Source organism: Paenibacillus paeoniae (genome assembly GCF_003388735.1).
GTDB classification, from domain to species: domain Bacteria; phylum Bacillota; class Bacilli; order Paenibacillales; family Paenibacillaceae; genus Pristimantibacillus; species Pristimantibacillus paeoniae.
The window spans coordinates 2,677,434-2,695,621 of the sequence record NZ_QUBQ01000001.1 but is presented as its reverse complement, the minus strand read 5'-3'; the positions used below and the strand labels follow the sequence as shown (position 1 = coordinate 2,695,621).

12 protein-coding genes and 1 pseudogene are annotated in these 18,188 nt (G+C 44.3%); 10 read left to right on the top strand and 3 right to left on the bottom strand.

Features of this window, described 5'->3' with window-relative positions:
* Positions 1-227: 227 nt before the first annotated feature.
* The gene (locus tag DX130_RS12450) at positions 228-863 is read right to left on the bottom strand and encodes a transcriptional regulator (protein ID WP_116045594.1); all 636 of its coding nucleotides are present in this window, start codon (positions 861-863) and stop codon (positions 228-230) included.
* 501 nt (positions 864-1,364) lie between these two features.
* Here DX130_RS12450 and DX130_RS12445 point away from each other — a divergent pair.
* The 10 genes from DX130_RS12445 to DX130_RS12400 all read left to right on the top strand — a co-directional run bounded on the left by DX130_RS12445 (position 1,365) and on the right by DX130_RS12400 (position 16,555).
* The gene (locus DX130_RS12445) at positions 1,365-2,489 is read left to right on the top strand and encodes an NAD(P)/FAD-dependent oxidoreductase (protein ID WP_116045593.1); all 1,125 of its coding nucleotides are present in this window, start codon (positions 1,365-1,367) and stop codon (positions 2,487-2,489) included.
* Between the two features lie 305 nt (positions 2,490-2,794).
* Positions 2,795-3,358 (top strand): RNA polymerase sigma factor, encoded by a 564-nt coding sequence (locus DX130_RS12440; RefSeq protein ID WP_165861245.1) that lies wholly within the window; start codon positions 2,795-2,797, stop codon positions 3,356-3,358.
* Entirely contained in the window at positions 3,339-4,031 is a 693-nt protein-coding gene (locus DX130_RS12435) for a DUF4367 domain-containing protein (RefSeq protein ID WP_116045591.1), read from the top strand. Before DX130_RS12440 ends, DX130_RS12435 begins: the two co-directional genes overlap by 20 nt.
* A gap of 414 nt (positions 4,032-4,445) precedes the next feature.
* On the top strand, positions 4,446-9,464 hold the full coding sequence (locus tag DX130_RS12430; RefSeq protein WP_116045589.1) for an S-layer homology domain-containing protein: 5,019 nt from the start codon (positions 4,446-4,448) through the stop codon (positions 9,462-9,464).
* Positions 9,465-9,836: 372 nt separating this feature from the next.
* Positions 9,837-10,913 (top strand): tRNA dihydrouridine synthase, encoded by a 1,077-nt coding sequence (locus tag DX130_RS12425; protein WP_116045588.1) that lies wholly within the window; start codon positions 9,837-9,839, stop codon positions 10,911-10,913.
* 280 nt (positions 10,914-11,193) lie between these two features.
* Positions 11,194-11,985: a sensor histidine kinase gene (locus tag DX130_RS12420; protein WP_165861244.1), complete on the top strand. Its 792-nt coding sequence runs from the start codon at positions 11,194-11,196 to the stop codon at positions 11,983-11,985.
* The gene (locus DX130_RS12415; protein WP_206098799.1) at positions 11,975-12,670 is read left to right on the top strand and encodes a response regulator transcription factor; all 696 of its coding nucleotides are present in this window, start codon (positions 11,975-11,977) and stop codon (positions 12,668-12,670) included. The genes DX130_RS12420 and DX130_RS12415 overlap by 11 nt, the downstream gene beginning before the upstream one ends.
* A gap of 79 nt (positions 12,671-12,749) precedes the next feature.
* Positions 12,750-13,679 carry an ABC transporter ATP-binding protein gene (locus DX130_RS12410; RefSeq protein ID WP_116045584.1) on the top strand — a complete coding sequence of 310 codons (930 nt, stop codon included), beginning with the start codon at positions 12,750-12,752 and terminating at the stop codon, positions 13,677-13,679.
* Positions 13,672-14,436, top strand: coding sequence for an ABC transporter permease (locus DX130_RS12405; RefSeq protein ID WP_116045582.1), 765 nt, complete (start codon positions 13,672-13,674; stop codon positions 14,434-14,436). The genes DX130_RS12410 and DX130_RS12405 overlap by 8 nt, the downstream gene beginning before the upstream one ends.
* Before the next feature lie 358 nt (positions 14,437-14,794).
* Positions 14,795-16,555: an S-layer homology domain-containing protein gene (locus tag DX130_RS12400; RefSeq protein ID WP_165861243.1), complete on the top strand. Its 1,761-nt coding sequence runs from the start codon at positions 14,795-14,797 to the stop codon at positions 16,553-16,555.
* A gap of 132 nt (positions 16,556-16,687) precedes the next feature.
* Here DX130_RS12400 and DX130_RS12395 read toward each other — a convergent pair.
* Both DX130_RS12395 and DX130_RS12390 read right to left on the bottom strand, forming a co-directional pair.
* Positions 16,688-17,144, bottom strand: a pseudogene (locus DX130_RS12395) (transposase); the annotation flags it as partial.
* 258 nt (positions 17,145-17,402) lie between these two features.
* A complete protein-coding gene (locus DX130_RS12390) occupies positions 17,403-17,957 on the bottom strand; it encodes an SHOCT domain-containing protein (protein ID WP_116045577.1) in 555 nt (184 codons plus the stop codon).
* Between the last annotated feature and the right edge of the window lie 231 nt (positions 17,958-18,188).

Genomic DNA, 18,188 nt, shown 5'->3' with positions numbered 1-18,188 from the left:
CTTTTACAACCGGAAGCGAATCCATGGGTCGCTGGGGTATTTATCCCCCGTTCGATTCGAAGAGGCGTACTACAAAACCATCGCATGAGTAACGTTATGTGTTGTCCACTTTCTTGAAAGAGGTCCAAAATGTCCATAAGCCAGGAATTTGTCAAGAAAAAGCGTGAATTATTCTTCTAATGGTCATTAGTGTCCAATATACAAATTGAAATTACTTTATTTTCGTTCTAACGGTCATGATTGACCACTTGATAGGTGCGATAACGCTGCTGTTCATTGTGAACCATTAAAACACTCATTTCCACAAGCCTGTCTAAAATACGTCTCGTATGTCTAGTGGATCGATTCAGGTGCAAGGCAAGTTCATCGGAGCGAAAAGGTCGAATGACACTACGCGCAAACCGTAAAGTCTCTGTTTCAATCCAACTGAGCGAATGATTTGTTGACATGGACACAAACTTACCGATAAAAGACAAAACCATCTGCTTGATAATCTCCGGTTCTTCCTCAATCGATAAATATGCAACAGGCAGGAACAGCCAATCGTCTAACACTAGGTATGATTGTTTTTTGCACAAATCCCTGAACCGCCAAGATTCGATATCTCTGGCGTGAGATCGGTAACCGTGGATTTCGATGCAGCCTTTGGCTCCGCCGGGCATATAGGTAAGATCTAGATAACGGCATCGGTTGCCATAATCTCGAACTTCCCATTCCGCATACAGATGATTAAAGTTCCCTACAGCAGGATACCATATCGTTCTCAAAAACTCTTTCGTACCGTGTCCAATTTCCTTCTGAAGTATTTCGCGTCTTCTCGGATTTTTTTCTACAGCAAGTTGATCGTGAAGCCAATGGTTCATTTTCGTCTCAAAACTCCTAATGACTATTCCCACCTTTCGATCTAGAAAATAAAAATGCCGCCTTGATTAGGAATCGTAAGGGATTCCTCATAATCAAAGCGGCATGTACTTCACGCCATTACATAATTTTACATTAGTATATTTCATGAGTTCGGATTTGGCAATTATTTTTTTAAGTCCTTTAAGCAATTCAGATTGGGGTAGTGAGAGTGGTAATGGCGGTAGAGTGCTTCGCTGGCAGCGAGGAGGTCTGGGGTTCGCCAGCGCTCAGGAAGTGAAGGATTCTTTGAAGAATTAAATCAAACGAACGAGCACGGCCTCCGAATTTACCGCTAAAAGTCCTCGTCGAGTTGGCTTTCGTCAGCCATGTAATTAGAATTCGTACACCCATTAAACTGAGGTTATGATTTGTTATTTGATATAATGAAATTGGAAAAGTTCAAAAAAGTGTGAAATACGTATATTAAACTTAATCTATACACGGCAGAAAGGATTTCAGAAATGAAAAAGGTTATTGTAATTGGTGCAGGAATTTTAGGGGCTTCAGCGGCATATCAGCTAAGTAAGTTGGGTGCTGATGTCATCATTATAGATCGTAAAGATGCAGGACAAGCAACAGATGCTGCAGCAGGGATTATTTGTCCGTGGTTGTCACAACGCCGAAATAAGGCATGGTATCGTCTTGCGAAAGCGGGAGCAAGCTTCTATCCATCACTTATTCAGGAGTTGGAAGATGCGGGCAATGTAGGGACTGGCTATGCAAAAGTTGGAGCGATATGTATTCATGATGATTTGAATAAACTGCTCGCGATCAAAGAAAGAGCGGAACTTCGCAGAGAGGACGCCCCTGAAATAGGCGAGCTTACGCTGCTGACGGATCGTGAAGCGAAAGAGAAGTTTCCATTATTGTCGGAAGGTTATCATGCTCTGCATGTATCGGGTGCGGCAAGAGTGGATGGACGCCAATTGCGGGAAGCGTTATTAAGAGCTGCACAGCTTAATGGAGCACAAATGATGGAGGGAAATGCTATTCTGGAGCATGATCATCATGAAATCAGTTGTGTTAGAGTAGGACAACAGACATTCTGGGCTGATGAGGTGATCGTGTGCGCAGGTGCCTGGTCCAATGAACTGCTTCATCCGCTAGGGATAATGGTCAATGTACGTTATCAAAAGGCGCAAATTATGCACTTGCATTTTACCGGGCAAGATGATACTGAGCAATGGCCTGTTGTCATGCCGCCAACAGATCAATATTTACTTGCATTTGCTGATCAAAATATTGTGATAGGCGCTACTCATGAAAATGATGTCGTAGGATACGATACTTCTATAACCGCAGGTGGAATGCAAGAATTATTAAATAAAGGTCTACAAACAGCTGCCGGTCTTGCGGATTGCAGCCTAAATGAGATAAGAGTAGGATTCCGTCCATTTACTGCGGATTTTCTTCCAGTGCTAGGGAGGGTTCCCGGATGGAATAAACTTATTGTTGCTAATGGGTTGGGTTCATCTGGATTAACGATGGGACCCTTTCTGGGAGAGCAGCTAGCCAAGTTAGCGATGAATCAACAGGTAGATATTCACCTAGAAGACTATGCGGTTGAAAAAGCCATAAGCGAGTAACTACTATTATTTATTTTTTATTACAATCGAAGAAGATAAAATGGAAATCGTTTAGATTTTCGCTTGGCCTATAAGAAGCAAAACTCGCCTTAGGCGAAACCTATAATCGCTGCAGCTGAAGAACCAGGCTTTTCGCTCGCTCGCAGGGAGTGAAAAAGATCTTCGATGAAGTGTTTCGTACGATCACGGCGTCTTTAACCTGAAGTTAAAAAGCCGCATGAAACAGGCATACTGTTCATGTGGCTTTTTATCCATGCAGCGAAAAATGCGCATAGGCCGTCTAATAAGGAGGAGGTGATAATTCAGTGAAGCCGGCCGGCTCGAATAACAAGAAAGAATTCCCGAAAGATCCCTCTCAAGCGCTAGAGCAGCTGATGGAAAGCTTTGGATCGACGGTCATGTACACCGCTTATTTTTATACCGGTGATCGGCATCTTGCCGAGGATATCAGCCAGGAGGTGTTCCTGCGCGCTTATCGTAACTGGAACTCATTCCGGGGAGATAGCACAGTCAAAACCTGGTTGACTACGATCGCCATCAACATTTGCAGAGACAAAATGGGTGTACGGAGTTTTGCGGAACAGCCGACCGATCCCAGCGGGATGGATCGGGGACGGACAATCAACGTGGAAGATGAAGTGCTTAGAAGATTGCAGAAAAGCGAGATTTTGCGGCATTTGCTGCGTTTGCCTCTGCCCTATCAGGAAGCTTTGTATCTATATTATTATCTGGACCTGGGTACACGGGAAATTGCGGAAGCGACGTCGTCACCCGAGGGTACCGTGAGAAACAGACTGCACCGGGCACGCGAGGCACTCGCTCGGGAAATGCGCAAGGAGGAGACAGCCGATGAAGGATATGGAAAGTAAACTGCGTCAACAGTTGCGAAAGGAGTCGGATGATATGTTGTTTTCAGGAATGGAATTGAGCGATAGCGTTAAGCAAAAAATAAGGAAGCAAGCCGCTTCGGAGCAGAAAAACCGCCGATTTGTGCTTCCGAAAGCTTGGGTTGCGGGAGCGGCTGGACTAGTCGCAGCGGCCGTCATCATCGTGGCGGGATTGCCGATGCTGCAAGGACCGACCGCAGTACCGACGCCAACGGATCATTCGACGGGAACCGTGCTGCCCGGAAACGGAGGAACGACAGGTTCGGAGCTGTCTCAATTGATCACGACTCCGTTCGGAACGGCGGAGGCAGCGAAAACGGCTTTCGGTTCTGGAGTGCTTGTACCTGGTATCGCCCCGGAAGGCTTCAAGCTGGCTGAAATCGTCGGTGTGGGGATGAAGGACCAACCGCTCAGAGATTTGAACTTCACATACGGCTCGGGTGATAAGACGGTGACGTTCAGTGCAAGCCGCATGCCGGCGGCATTCCCGACGGATCTGTTCACACCAACAAAAGTGGGCGGAGCGGAAGGTTTTATTTTCGAGCAAGCCGAGTTCACGGAACTGTTCTGGGTGGTTGACGGAATTCAGTATAGCGTGGCTGGACCAATCACTGGCGACGAAGCCATGAAGGTCGCTGAATCGGTCGAGCTTTAATAAGTGGATGCGAATATTTTGTATTTCAATGGTAAGACCCACCCACCCATCGAGGTGGGTTTCTTTTCGTCTTTAAGAAGGTAGCACAGGGAAATATTCAAGCTACGGCTTCATAGAATTCCTTGCCCTGATACGATACTTATTCATGCTAGCACCTAATTAAGAGCTTTAATTCCGGTATTTCGGCGGGAGTTAATGACTCTCTCTCCTGCTCGATTATGGTGAGAGTTGTAAGGAAGACCTTTGAATCAAGAAGGATTTTTGGAGGGCAATAAAATTTTTTAAGCTATTATTAAAGGCCGAAAAAGCCTTGATACTATGCGTTTTTTGTGTTTTTTTGTCTAATTCTATCATTATTCTTTTATTAGGCTGTAATAAGCTTGCTAAGAAGGATGATAGAGAGGAGAAAAAGCAATGCATAGATCAGGAAAGAAATTTATGGTCGTACTATTGACGGCGCTCATGTTATGGAATGCCATGATTGGAGGGAACTCCGAAAGCGGCAAAGCCTTCGCGGCGAGTGAATTTTCTGGTAGTGGCACATCGAGCAGCCCTTATCTTATCGGAACCGCCGATCAGCTTAATCAGATCAGGGGTTCTTATTTGAATAGGAATCTTTATTTCAAGCTGACAAAAAATATTGATTTGAATACCAGCAGCTATAAGGATAACTGGACGCCGATCGGGGATAAATCGAATGCGCCTTTTCGGGGGAATTTTGACGGCAACGGATTTGTGATTTCCGGGCTGACTATCGACATGCAAAGTAATAACCTGGGATTGTTCGGTAATACCAGCGCAGAGAGTGTTATTCATAATATGAAGCTGGAAAACGTGAATGTGACCGGTCTGAAATCGGTTGGCGGTCTGGTTGGCGCTAATAGAGGTAAGATCACAAACAGCTATGTAACGGGTCAAGTGAAAGGAACCGATCATACAGGCGGCTTGGTTGGTCATAACGGTGTCACAGTTTTCAATGCAAATGCCATTATTGACCGCAGCTTCGCTGTTGTGGATGTAAAGGGCGCGTATGGAACAGGCGGCCTTACAGGCAGTAGTACGGGAACAATCACATATAGCTATGCGACGGGAGATGTGGAAGGCGATTATGCAGTAGGGGGCTTGGTGGGTGAGAGTGATGGAACGATTAGTTACAGCTACGCCACCGGGGAACTGTTGGATGGAGAAAGCATAGGCGGCTTAGTTGGCAGCAATATTGGAACAATTAACAGCAGCTTTGCCACAGGACGGGTGAACGGAACGTACTATACGGGCGGCTTAACAGGCTACAATTATGGAGCGATCAGCAAGAGCTATTCCACTGGGGATGTATACGGAGAACAGCATGTAGGAGGCTTAGTCAGTAACCTTGAAGTAGCCGGGTCCATCAGTGACAGCTTCGCCACAGGGAATGTAAGCGGATCATCTTTTGTGGGCGGATTGATAGGGTATGATTACGCCAATAGTACAGGATCTTATAGCAACAGTTACGCCAGCGGGAATGTGAGCGGAATTGCTTATTTTGGGGATTTGAGCGGCAGTAACATGGGGAATAATGTCGGCAGTTTCTACCTGGACGCAAGTATGAAAGGACCTGTTGGCGGGTGGGATTTTGTAGACCTATGGGAGGTAGATCCGCTACGTAATAACGGCTATCCGTATTTGAAGGATTTTCTGTTTCAACTTCAGTATGACGGGAACGGGAACACTGGCGGGACTGTTCCTAGCGACGCCAAGGCGTATTTTCCGGGTGAAACAGCCAGTGTTTATGCGGGATCAATTGACCTGAAAAGGACGGGATATACGTTCAGCGGCTGGAACACACAGCCGAACGGGCACGGGAATAGCTACAGCGGCTCTTTCCAAATCATGCCGGAAACAACCTTATATGCACAATGGGATGCACAAAGCTCTGCGGCCACATTGACTTCCGGTATCGGAATCGTCAGCCAGGGCGGAACCGCGAACGAAACGATAACAAACATTCCATATGGAACTACATTAGCTGTGTTTAAGGAACAAATCACGCCAGCAACGAATGCTGCGTTTGAAATTTACGATGAAGATGGAACGACAGTGGCGACGACCTTGACTTCTGGCAAGAAGGTCATTGTAACTGCGGCGGATGGCGTGACGAAGGTTACCTATATCGTGACCGTCATCGCTAGCAATGAAAAGGATATAACATCCTTCAGCTTCGCTGAACAAACCGGAGCAGCAACGATTAATAAGGCTGCCCATACAGTAGTGGTTGAGGTGGCGGGTGACACAGATGTGACTAGTTTGAAAGCTGAATTCACGTTATCTGCTGAAGCCACGGTTTCGGTTGGATCGGTTGTTCAGGTAAGCGGGGCGACGGCCAATGATTTTACCAATGCGGTCACCTATGTAGTGAAGGCGGCGGATGGCAGCACGCAAAATTGGACCGTCATCGTGAAGAAGAGCAGCGAGAAAGATATTACGGCATTTGCAGTAATTGGAGTTACACAAACGAAAGCGGCAGTTATTAATACGGCTGACCAAACCGTAGATGTTGAAATCGCCTACGGAACCAGCTTGTCCAGCTTGTCTAATTTGAAGGCAACGTTCTCCTTGTCTCCGGGAGCGACAGCGAAAATAGGCAGCATCGTTCAAGTGAGCGGTACTACTGTCAACGATATGAGAACTCCTGTCACATACATTGTAACAGCGGCAGATGGCAGTTCTCAGGAGTGGATCGTCTCTGTCTACATTGAAGCAAGCAATGCAAAAGACATTACGGCGTTCAGCTTTGCTTCACAAACCAAGCCGGCAACGATCAATGCGACTGCCCGCACGGTAGATATTGAAGTGAGGAACGGTACGAATGTGACTAATTTGGTCGCTACTTACACGTTAACCTTATCATCCACAGCCAGGGTTAATGGCGTATCTCAAAGAAGCGGCATAACGTCTAACAATTTCACCAATCCCGTTACTTATGTAGTGAGAGCGGAGAATGGAACTGCGCAAAATTGGGTCGTTACAGTGACCGTTGCGCCGCCGAGCAGTGAAAAGGATATGACAGCGTTCAGCTTGGCGGAGCAAACGGGAACGGCAACAATTAATGCGGCCGCGCACACGGTTGCGATTGAAGTGGCGCATGGTACGAATTTGAATGGCCTAGCGGCAACGTTCACGCTATCTTCGGGTGCATCGGCAGCGGTTGGTTCGGTGAACCAAGTGAGCGGTACGACTGCTAATAATTTCACGAATCCAGTGACCTATGTCGTCAAAGCGGCAGACGGAAGCACGCAAAACTGGACAGTCACGGTAACTGTCGCAGCAAGCAGTGCGAAGGCGATCACAGCGTTTAGCTTGGCGGAGCAAACGGTAGCAGCTACGATCAACGCTGCCGCACACACTGTTGCGATTGAAGTGGCGAACGGAACGAATGTGAACGGCCTAGCGGCAACGTTCGCGCTATCTTCGGGTGCATCGGCAGCTGTTGGTTCGGTGAATCAGGTGAGTGGGACGACCGCGAATAATTTCACGAATCCAGTGACCTATGTCGTGAAAGCAGCTGATGGCAGCACGCAGAACTGGACAGTCACGGTGAGCATCGCGGCGAGCAGTGCGAAGGCGATCACAGCATTCAGTTTGGCGGAGCAAACGGGAGCGGCAACGATTAACGCTGCCGCGCACACTGTTGCGATTGAAGTGGAGAATGGAACGAATGTGAACGGCCTAGTGGCAACGTTCGCGCTATCTTCGGGTGCATCGGCAGCGGTTGGTTCGGTGAACCAGGTGAGTGGAACGACAGCGAATAATTTCACGAATCCAGTGACCTATGTAGTGAAAGCGGCAGACGGAAGCACGCAAAACTGGACAGTTACGGTGACTGTCGCAGCAAGCAGTGCGAAGGCGATCACAGCATTTAGCCTAGCAGAGCAAACGGCAGCCGCTACGATCAACGCTGCCGCGCACACGATTGCGATTGAAGTGGCGCATGGTACGAATTTGAATGGCCTAGCGGCAACGTTCACGCTATCTTCGGGTGCATCGGCAGCGGTTGGTTCGGTGAACCAGGTGAGCGGTACGACTGCTAATAATTTCATGAATCCAGTGACTTATGTCGTGAAAGCGGCAGACGGAAGCACGCAAAACTGGATAATCACAGTGAGTGTGAAGATAGTCTTGAGTAGTACAGCAACGTTAACTTCGACAATAGGAACGGTTAGTTTAGGCGGAACGGTAGATGAAACCATTAAGAATGTTCCGAATGGCACAACGTTAGCCGTATTTAAAGCAGCAATTACGCCAGCGGCGAAAGCTACGTTTGAAGTATACGAATCAAATGGAGCAACTGTAGCAACAACTCTGGTGACAGGCGCTAAAGTTATCGTAACTGCAGAGGATGGAACGTCGAAGGTGACATATACCGTGACCGTGAATAATGCACCACCTAGCGGCGGCGGTCCAACAGTACCGACTGATGCCAAGGTGACTTCGTCGGATGGAAAAATAACGATTCCGACAGGCTACACAGGCGAGGTTAGTTTGGACAATGCGCTTATCGTCACCGTCCCTGCAAATGCTGCTGATAAAGAACTCATCATTACAATTGAGAAGGTAACGGATACGGTGAAGCTTCTCGCGAATAATGAAGTTCTCGTTACCGCGATCTATGAAGTTCTGAAAAATATCCCAGGAGATCTTCATAAACCGGCCACAGTTACGTTTACCTTTGATCCAGCTGGTTTGAAGAGCAATCAAAGGGCGGCAATCTTCTCTTATGATGAAACGAAGAAGGCTTGGGTTGAAATAACCGGCGGTCAGATTAGCGGGAACCATATTACGGCTAAGGTCAGCCATTTTACGAAGTTTGCAGTACTTGCTGTAAGCCAATCGACAGATGTGCCTACCGATTCAACGGTTAAATTGAGTGATATTGAAGGCCACTGGGCAGAATCAGCTATCTTGCAAGCATTGAGAAATGGCATTGTCACGGGTTATCCGGAGGGGACGTTTAAACCGAATCATACGGTGACTCGCGCGGAGTTTACGGTCATGCTGATGAAGGCGTTAAAGTCGGAAGCAACTGGGGAAGCGGGTGTCCGTGCTTTCACCGATGCGGCGAAGATCGGCACGTGGGCGAAGAACGCAATAGCGCAAGCGCTGCAGGCAGGTTATATTACAGGTTATGAGGACGGAACATTCCGTCCGGATGCACCGATTACGCGTGCAGAGATGGCTGTGATTGTCGCAAGAGCGCTGGGTCTTTCGCTGCAAGCGAATGTCTCGACTGATTTTGCAGATGACAAAGGTATACCGGTATGGGCAAAGGCTTCTGTCGCAGCTATGAAGAAGTTCGGCTATATGGGAGGAAAAGGATCTAATCATTTCGATCCTAGCGCCATGACGACAAGAGCAGAGGCTGTGTCCGTTCTTCTGAAAGTGCTTAACAACAAGTAAACAATCAAGTAGAAGAGATTTTATTTGATCGGTAAAATCAAGAGTTAGGGGCATCAGGTCTTATTTCAATCAAATAAATGTAAAGTTTATGCAAGGGGCTGGCCCAAAAGTCATCATGACGGAGGGTCGCCCCTTTCACCATATTGTCAAGCAAAAAGAAATCGTTTCTTGGTAAAATGGAAGTGCGAGCTACCATTTGCGAAGGAACGGTTTCTTTATACATTCAATAGACCATGGATCAACTTGACTTACCAAAGGATTTAAATGAACCTCTTCCGCCATACGGATGCGCGAATCGAACTAAGGACACATACGATATCTTTCTAAAGTCTGGTTTGGATGGTTCGTAAAAAGTAGATGAGATGTTATACTATGTCCTACGGAACAAATTATATAAATGCTGTATCTATAGTGAGAGGATTTGAGCAGGTAGTGTTAAATAATTTTTGGCGTGATTTACCGCGACCATTTTTCATACTAGCACCGATGGAAGATGTGACGGATGTTGTTTTTCGACATGTAGTAAGTAAGGCCGGCAGGCCCGATGTGTTTTTTACAGAGTTTACGAACACGGAGAGCTATTGTCATCCTGAAGGGACTTATGGTATACGGGGACGCTTAATGTTCACTGAAGATGAACAACCAATGGTTGCACATATTTGGGGAGATAAGCCCCAATATTTTGAGGAAATGAGCATTGGTATGGCTAAGCTTGGTTTCAAAGGTGTGGATCTCAATATGGGTTGCCCCGTGCATAATGTGGCCACGAAAGGCAAGGGAAGCGGCCTCATCCTGCATCCAGATCTTGCAGCAGATATTATTCAAGCGGCAAAGGCGGGAGGATTGCCTGTCAGTGTGAAAACAAGGCTTGGCTACAACGATGTAGAGGAATGGCGGGGGTGGCTAACCCATATTTTGAAACAAAATATTGCCAATCTGTCTATCCATCTCCGTACAAGAAAAGAAATGAGCCTGGTAGATGCGCATTGGGAACTGATTCCGGAAATTAAGCAACTTCGTGATGATATTGCGCCAGATACCCTTTTGACAATCAATGGAGATATCCCTGACCGACAAACAGGCTTAAAGCTTGCAGAACAATATGGTATTGACGGAATCATGATTGGGAGAGGTATTTTCCATAATCCGTTTGCCTTTGAGCAAGAGCCGAGGGAACATAGCAGTGACGAATTGCTTGATCTGTTACGATTGCATCTTGATCTTCATGATAAATATGCAACAGAACTAACGCTGCGTCCATTTAAAACGCTTTTACGATTTTTCAAGATATATGTCAAAGGATTTCGAGGGGCAAGTGAACTGCGGAATCAATTGATGAGCACGAAGTCAACGGATGAAGTACGTGAACTTCTTCATACCTTTGAGAAGAATGCTGATGCTGTAATTGAAGCGAATATAAATGAAGAACCTGCACAGCAATCAAAGTAATTGCTTTAAGCTCTGAAGGTTAACGTCACTTTGCGAGTGTGCAAAAACGGCGTTTATTCACCACTAAAGTCCTCATCGAGTTAGCTTCGACGAACCTGATGAGGACTTATTTTTTGATTCGCGACAAGGTCAGAAGGGCAGTGATCCTATGTTGTATATTGTTCTAATTGTCATAACGGTTGCTTTAATCATTCAATCGATTTACCTCCTGTATTACAGGAACCAAATTAAAGATATCGGTAATCAATTATCTTTTATATCGGAGCATCATTCATTCAAAATGATTCAAACGCAAATTAAACCAAAGGAAATTTATCGGTTAATCGATTTATGCAACGCAATGCTTCGTAATCAACGAAAGCTGAACCAACATTTTATTGAGAAAAAAGAAGAAATCAACGCGACAATGATGAGCTTGTCCCACGACATACGAACCCCGCTGACCTCACTTGACGGTTATCTTCAATTGGCAGAACGATCCCAGAATTCCGATGAAAAAACAGAGTATGTTTTGAAGGCTCAAAGCAGAATGAAAGGGATTATTACTCTTATGGACGAACTGTTCCTATACACGAAGTTGAAAAACCCAGACTATCATTTGGAGCTCGAACCGGTTGATGTGATTGAAGTATTAAATAAACGTCTGTTTACGTTTTTTGACGATTTTTCGCGAATTGGTTATGAACCAAACATTTGCATGGCGGAAGCACCGCTTTTTATAGAAGGAAATGAAAGTGCACTGGAGAGGGTATGCGAAAATATTGTAAAAAATTACTTTATGCACGGTGAGGGCGCCCTAAGCATTCGTTATGAAGAGAAACAGAACGAGGTGTTGTTTCATTTTTCCAATATGCTGAAGCGGAATCAATTGCTCAATTTTGATAAAATTTTCACTCGCTTTTACAAAGAAGATCCGTCGCGTACTAATCAATCCTCTGGACTGGGACTCTTTATCGTAAAATCGCTGATGGAGAAAATGAATGGTTACGTGCAAGCTGAGCTGAAGGGGGACCAATTTTGCATTAGCCTGGCTTTTGAGAAAAGCGCAAAGGAGAATCGACGTGAACAATGACACGAACCAGCCCAACATTTTAATAGTCGAGGATGATGAGCATATCAACAATATTATTTTTGATGTGCTCCAGAGAGAAAATTTCATTTGTACGCAAGCGTATTCCGGCAGTGAGGGAATTATGAACGTTACCCGCCAGGAATATCAGCTTATTATTTTGGATCTCATGCTGCCCGGTTTATCGGGAGAAGATTTCATGCATCAATTAAGAGTAAACTTAAGCGTCGACACGCCAGTTATCATACTTTCGGCCAAGGACAAATTGGACCATAAGTTAAACTTGTTTAAGCTCGGAGCCGTTGATTATGTCACGAAACCGTTCGAAGTGGAGGAATTGCTTGCCCGAATCCATGTACATTTAAATCGAACATCTCGAACAGAATCCGTCACTCCTTATCGTCATAAAAATTTAGTTTTAAATAGCGAAACGATGAGTGTGAAAGTCAATCATACAGATTTGAAGCTTACAAGACAGGAATACAAGATCCTTGAGTTGCTGGTAAAAAATCCGCAGCGGGTGTTTTCAAAGCAAGACCTATATGAGCTTGCATGGGAAGATATATACATAGGTGAAGATAAAACCATTACAGTTCACATTAGCAATATTCGCAATAAAATAAAACAGCATGACGAGCAAACTTATATCGACACGGTTTGGGGAATTGGTTTCAGATTGAAAAAATAATTTCTCTTTGAACATTCTTAATCATTTATTGACGATATGTTAGCTTCTTTTTGTTATTTTATTGCAAGGGGGTGTGAATATGTCTGAAGCCATTATTGAAGTCAGTCAATTAACCAAACAATTCAAATCAAAAACAGCCGTGCATAAGGCGAATTTCAAAATATGCAGGGGTGAAATTTTTGGCTTGATTGGCCAGAATGGAGCGGGGAAATCTACCTTGCTAAAGATGATTGGAGGTTTGATGTACCCGACATCAGGGGAAATAAAATTATTTAATCGTACAGTGAAGGATAGTCATCCTTATTTTGAACGAATAGGCATACTCATTGAACATGCAGGGTTATTTCCTCATTATAATGCGTATGAAAACCTGGATTTAATAGCTATCTCCTACGGACTGACTAGTAGGGAAGAACATATTAACAAGCTGCTGAAGCTTGTCGGATTGGATGCATCAAACAAGTCCAAGGTGAAAAATTATTCAATGGGCATGAAGCAAAGGCTAGGGATTGCTGCTGCATTAATTGGAAGCCCGGATGTTTTAATATTGGATGAACCGATTAACGGGTTGGACCCGCAAGGAATCTCCGAGATCAGACGAATGATTTTGGAATTGAATAAAGCAGGGATGACCATTATTATTTCAAGCCACATTTTAGAAGAGTTGTCGAAAGTAGCGACCCAATATGCCATCCTTCATCAAGGAGAGGTGATTGAACACCATTCCAGGGAGCAATTGCTGCTTCAATGCGAAGACCGTATTGAGATAGAAGTGGAAAAAGCAAGCTCGGCTGTTCCCATCCTAGAACAACATTTGAATATTAATCATTACAAAGTCATCAGTGAGCATGTTGTCTATATATATGATTCCCATATTGAAAACCAACATATCATTAAGAGCTTAGTGGAAAACGGAGTAACCGTTCACTCCATTACCAAGCATAAGCAAAGCTTAGAACAATATTATTTTTTGGCACGGACAGGAAGCGAAGGTGATAGCCATGATTAATATATTCAAAATGGACTTTCACCGCTTTAAAACAAATAAAATGATTTATATATTACTGCTGATCTTTTTTGCTTTTCAAATATTCGGCATTTATATGTTAAAAACATACGAGCAGCCCGGAGAAAATGGGGGGATGCTGATCAGCACGATGAATGAAAGTCAATTCATCCAAGTCATAATGGCTCAAACCCCATCGTGGATGCTGGTTTATATTGCGGTATTCAGCGTTTACTTTTATATGAGCGAATATAGTTCTGGTTTCTATAAAAATTATATAGCTATGAAGAATGCGCGAATGTACTCCGTACTATCAAAAATTTTGATTACAGGTCTATTCACGCTATTTATGTTCATCGTCATGTTCATTGCTGATATGATCGGAAGATCGATTTTCTTTGACCATGCAGCTCTTGGAGATGGGGGTTATTTAGCGAAGTTATTGATCGGACAATTTTTACTTCATTGGGCATTTTCAATTGTAATTTTATGCATCTCCATCATTAGTAAAAGCTTGATAGCCAGCATTGTCGTTGGATTTGTTTTATCATTGAATGTTTTGGGAATGGTTATAAGTGCTTTGGAGTCCCTAGTTGGTCAAGTTAATTTGTCTTCGTTCTTATTAGTCAATACGATCGTCAGCCCAAGAGATTTCCATCATATAAATGATCTTATTCACGTAGCTGGCGTCGCGATTGTCTTCATCCTTCTATTTTCATTTATTGCTGTCAGATATAAGATCAAAGAGGACTTGAGATAATCGTTGGGGCTGTATAACTAACCATGAAAGAGCGGGTTGGTTACACTCCAAGAAAAAATGGATACCTGAAGTTAGAATTAGTACGGGGCCTTAGCTCAACTGGGAGAGCGCTTCGCTGGCAACGGTACGGTCAAGGTTCGGTCCCGCTAAGGTCCACTAAAATAATCAATTCGTTACTGTCGAAGCGAGCAAGAGGAAAGTAATTGCGAAAGGAAAAAACCGATTTTGCCGATGCTTGTCATCTAGCTGAAATGTACGAGCAATGCTTGAACAGGTAATTCCGATGTATACGTACCTGTTTTGGGATCTATTTTTTATTTCCTTGCTAATATTGCAGTTATTAGGTTATCTAGAAAGCATGTGTTTCGCTTTATCGCCAGGGGCATCGGCTGCGGTTGGATCGGTGAATCAGGTGAGCGGTACGACTGTAAATGATTTCACGAATCCAGTGACCTATATAGTGAAAGCAGCTGACGGAAGCACGCAGAACTGGACGGTTACGGTGAGTGTCGCAGCGAGAAGTGCGAAAGCGATCACAGCATTTAGCCTAGCAGAGCAAACGGTAGCAGCGACGATTAATGCGACAACACACACGATTGCGATTGAAGTGGCGCATGGCACGAATCTGAACGGACTGGTGTCAACGTTCGCGCTATCGACGGGAGCATCGGCAGCGGTTGGTTCGGTCAATCAGGTGAGCGGTACGACCGTAAATGATTTCACGAATCCAGTGACCTATATAGTGAAAGCAGCTGACGGAAGCACGCAGAACTGGACGGTCACAGTGAGTGTGAAGACAATCTTGAGCAGTGCAGCAACGTTAACTTCAACAATAGGGACTGTTAGTATAGGTGGAACAGTAAATGAAACCATTAAAAACATTCCGAATGGCACAACTTTAGCCGTATTTAAGGCAGCAATCACGCCAGCGGCGAAAGCAACGTTCGAAGTTTACGAATCAAATGGAGTAACTGCAGCAACAACTCTGGTAACAGGCGTTAAAGTTATCGTAACTGCGGAGGATGGAACGTCGAAGGTCACATATACCGTTACAGTGAATAGTGCACCGCCTAGCGGTGGTGGAGGCGTAACAGTACCGACTGATGCCAAAGTGAGTTCGACGGATGGGAGATTAACGATTCCGACAGGCTACACGGGCGAAGTTAGTTTGGACAATGCGATTATCGTAACTGTCCCAGCAGATGCTGCCGATAAAGAATTGATCATAACAATTGAGAAAGTAACGGACACGGTGAAGCTTCTCGCGAATAATGAAGTTCTCGTTACCGCGATCTATGAAGTTTTGAAAAATATCCCTGGTGATCTCCAAAAGGCGGCCACAATTACATTTACCTTTGACCCTGCTAGTTTGAAGAGCAATCAAAGGGCTGCAATCTTCTATTATGATGAAACGAAGAAAAGCTGGCTTGAAACAACTGGCAGTCAGATCAGCGGGAACCATATTTTGGTTACGGTCAATCGTTTTACGAAGTTTGCAGTATTTGCAGTAAGCCAATCGACAAATGTGCCTACCTATCCGACGATTAAATTGATCGACATTGCAGGACACTGGTCAGAGTCAGCTATCTTCCAAGCATTGAGAAATGGCATTGTCACGGGTTATCCGGATGGGACGTTTAAACCGAATCATACCGTGACTCGCGCGGAGTTTACGGTCATGCTGATGAAGGCGTTAAAGTCGCAAGAAGCAACTGGCGAAGCGAGTGTTCTTGCTTTTGCCGATGCTACGAAGATCGGTACGTGGGCGAAGGACGCAATAGCGCAAGCACTGCAGGCAGGTTATATTACAGGTTATGAGGACGGAACATTCCGTCCGGATGCACAGATTACGCGTGCAGAGATGGCTGTGATGGTTGCAAGAGCGCTGGGTCTTTCGCTGCAAGGGAATGTCTCGACTGATTTTGCAGATGACAGGGACATACCGGTATGGGCAAAGGCTTCAGTCGCAGCTATGAAGCAGTTCGGCTTTATGGGAGGGAAAGGATCTAACAAATTCGATCCTAACGTCATGACGACAAGAGTAGAGGCTGTGTCCGTTTCTGAAAGTGCTTGGCAACAAGTAAACAATAAAGTAGAAGAGATTTTATTTAATCGGTAAAATCAAGAGTTAGGGGCATCAGGTCTTATTTTAATCAAATAAATGTGAGGCTTATAAAAAAGAAGGGGTTGTCTCATCAGTCCTGCATGGGACTGCCCCCGTTTGTGAGACAGGGATCAAACACCTTTCCATTTATGCGACCAGTCGTCTGTATTCAACAGGCGACTGGTTATTTAGTTTCGTTTGAAACCGTATTGAGTTATAGTAAGCGAAGTAGTCTGGAATGGTCTGTCCAACGATTGCCGTCCTTGTAGGGGTTAAACCTTCGAGGTAGAACGTTTCAGACTTTAGTGTGGAATGAAACGAATCGATGGGGGCGTTATCAGCGGGCATACCCTTGTGGGACATGCTCATGGTAATGCCTTTTCCTTTGACAGCTTCTTGGTACGCTTGTGACGTGTAGACACTGCCCTGATCACTGTGGAGCATCGTTCCTGACAGAGCATGCAATTGGTGAAGTGTCGAGTACAAAAGTCGTGTCCTGCTTGTCCGATATACTTCACGCTACAATCTATCCGTTGAACAAATCGAGAATACTTGAAAGGTACAACATTTTCCCGCCAAACGGCAAGTACGTAATATCCGAGACGCTACATGACCTCTTTTACGGGCACGACTGCTAATCTCATTTCAATGGCCTTTATCTTCGTTTCCACGGGATAGCTCACTCTAGTTGCCAACGCAAAAACACCTCCAAGTTTATCCCCATATCTTACGATATGGATCTATGTTCTTTGAAGGTGTTTTGATTTGTCTCACGTTATGGGATCAGTCCCAGAATTAAATCAGATTACCTAGGTTTTTTCCAATGTCTATTCTATTTATGAGCAGTTAACAAATTTCTTTATTATAGTCTGGCCATAAGGACTTGCTTCTTTTCTTGAAACTCTTCTTCCGTTAGTATATCTTTATTTCGAAGTTCAGCCAGCTTTTCTATTTGTTGCAAAATATCAGTATCAGATTCTTTATTTCCAGATACTTTATTTTGAGTATAGTTGTTTATGGCTTCTTCAAAAGTATTTTTTATTTCATTCATCAATGCTTTCTTATACGAAACGAGGATATCGTACGTTTTAGTTCGAGTATGTACCTCTACATGTCCTCCGGTTAAACCATTACCAAAGCAATTGATTGAGTCAATTTTACTAAGATCGGATGTATCAGTTGATTCATCGAATGCAATTTTGTAATGAAATAGTATGCGATTATCAGTCAATACAAATACACCAGGAAGCTTATTTTTCTTATTCGTGTTTACAGCCGTGACCACTACATTTGTCGGCGAGATATACAATACCTGTTCGTCAGCTCTTAATAATGCCTCGACTTTCTCGATAATTTTCTTATTACCGAATGTGTTTACTTTAAATTTTTCAAGAGCTTGCTCAATGTCTTTTCTCATAGTGTCCTCACCTTCCGGAAATTGTAATTCTATAATAAAAGGGTACCATGTTTATGAAAAAATGGTCAACACATTCTAGTTTAATTTTAGGATAAGTAATGACCAAGTATTTGTTTTGGTTGTTTGTGACCGTCATGGAATCTCTTATTTTTGAAATTCTTGAGCAGTCGAATTCGAATATTAAAACTTTATTTTGGCTTGTTTCCGTTATTTGGATAATAAAGAATATGA

Bases quoted from the DNA above. Each gene is read 5' to 3' on its own strand.
- DX130_RS12450 (WP_116045594.1), bottom strand. From the start codon at position 863: ATGAACCATTGGCTTCACGATCAACTTGCTGTAGAAAAAAATCCGAGA.
- DX130_RS12445 (WP_116045593.1), top strand. From the start codon at position 1,365: ATGAAAAAGGTTATTGTAATTGGTGCAGGAATTTTAGGGGCTTCAGCG.
- DX130_RS12435 (WP_116045591.1), top strand. From the start codon at position 3,339: ATGAAGGATATGGAAAGTAAACTGCGTCAACAGTTGCGAAAGGAGTCG.
- DX130_RS12430 (WP_116045589.1), top strand. From the start codon at position 4,446: ATGCATAGATCAGGAAAGAAATTTATGGTCGTACTATTGACGGCGCTC.
- DX130_RS12425 (WP_116045588.1), top strand. From the start codon at position 9,837: ATGTCCTACGGAACAAATTATATAAATGCTGTATCTATAGTGAGAGGA.
- DX130_RS12420 (WP_165861244.1), top strand. From the start codon at position 11,194: ATGATTCAAACGCAAATTAAACCAAAGGAAATTTATCGGTTAATCGAT.
- DX130_RS12410 (WP_116045584.1), top strand. From the start codon at position 12,750: ATGTCTGAAGCCATTATTGAAGTCAGTCAATTAACCAAACAATTCAAA.
- DX130_RS12405 (WP_116045582.1), top strand. From the start codon at position 13,672: ATGATTAATATATTCAAAATGGACTTTCACCGCTTTAAAACAAATAAA.
- DX130_RS12400 (WP_165861243.1), top strand. From the start codon at position 14,795: ATGTGTTTCGCTTTATCGCCAGGGGCATCGGCTGCGGTTGGATCGGTG.
- DX130_RS12390 (WP_116045577.1), bottom strand. From the start codon at position 17,957: ATGAGAAAAGACATTGAGCAAGCTCTTGAAAAATTTAAAGTAAACACA.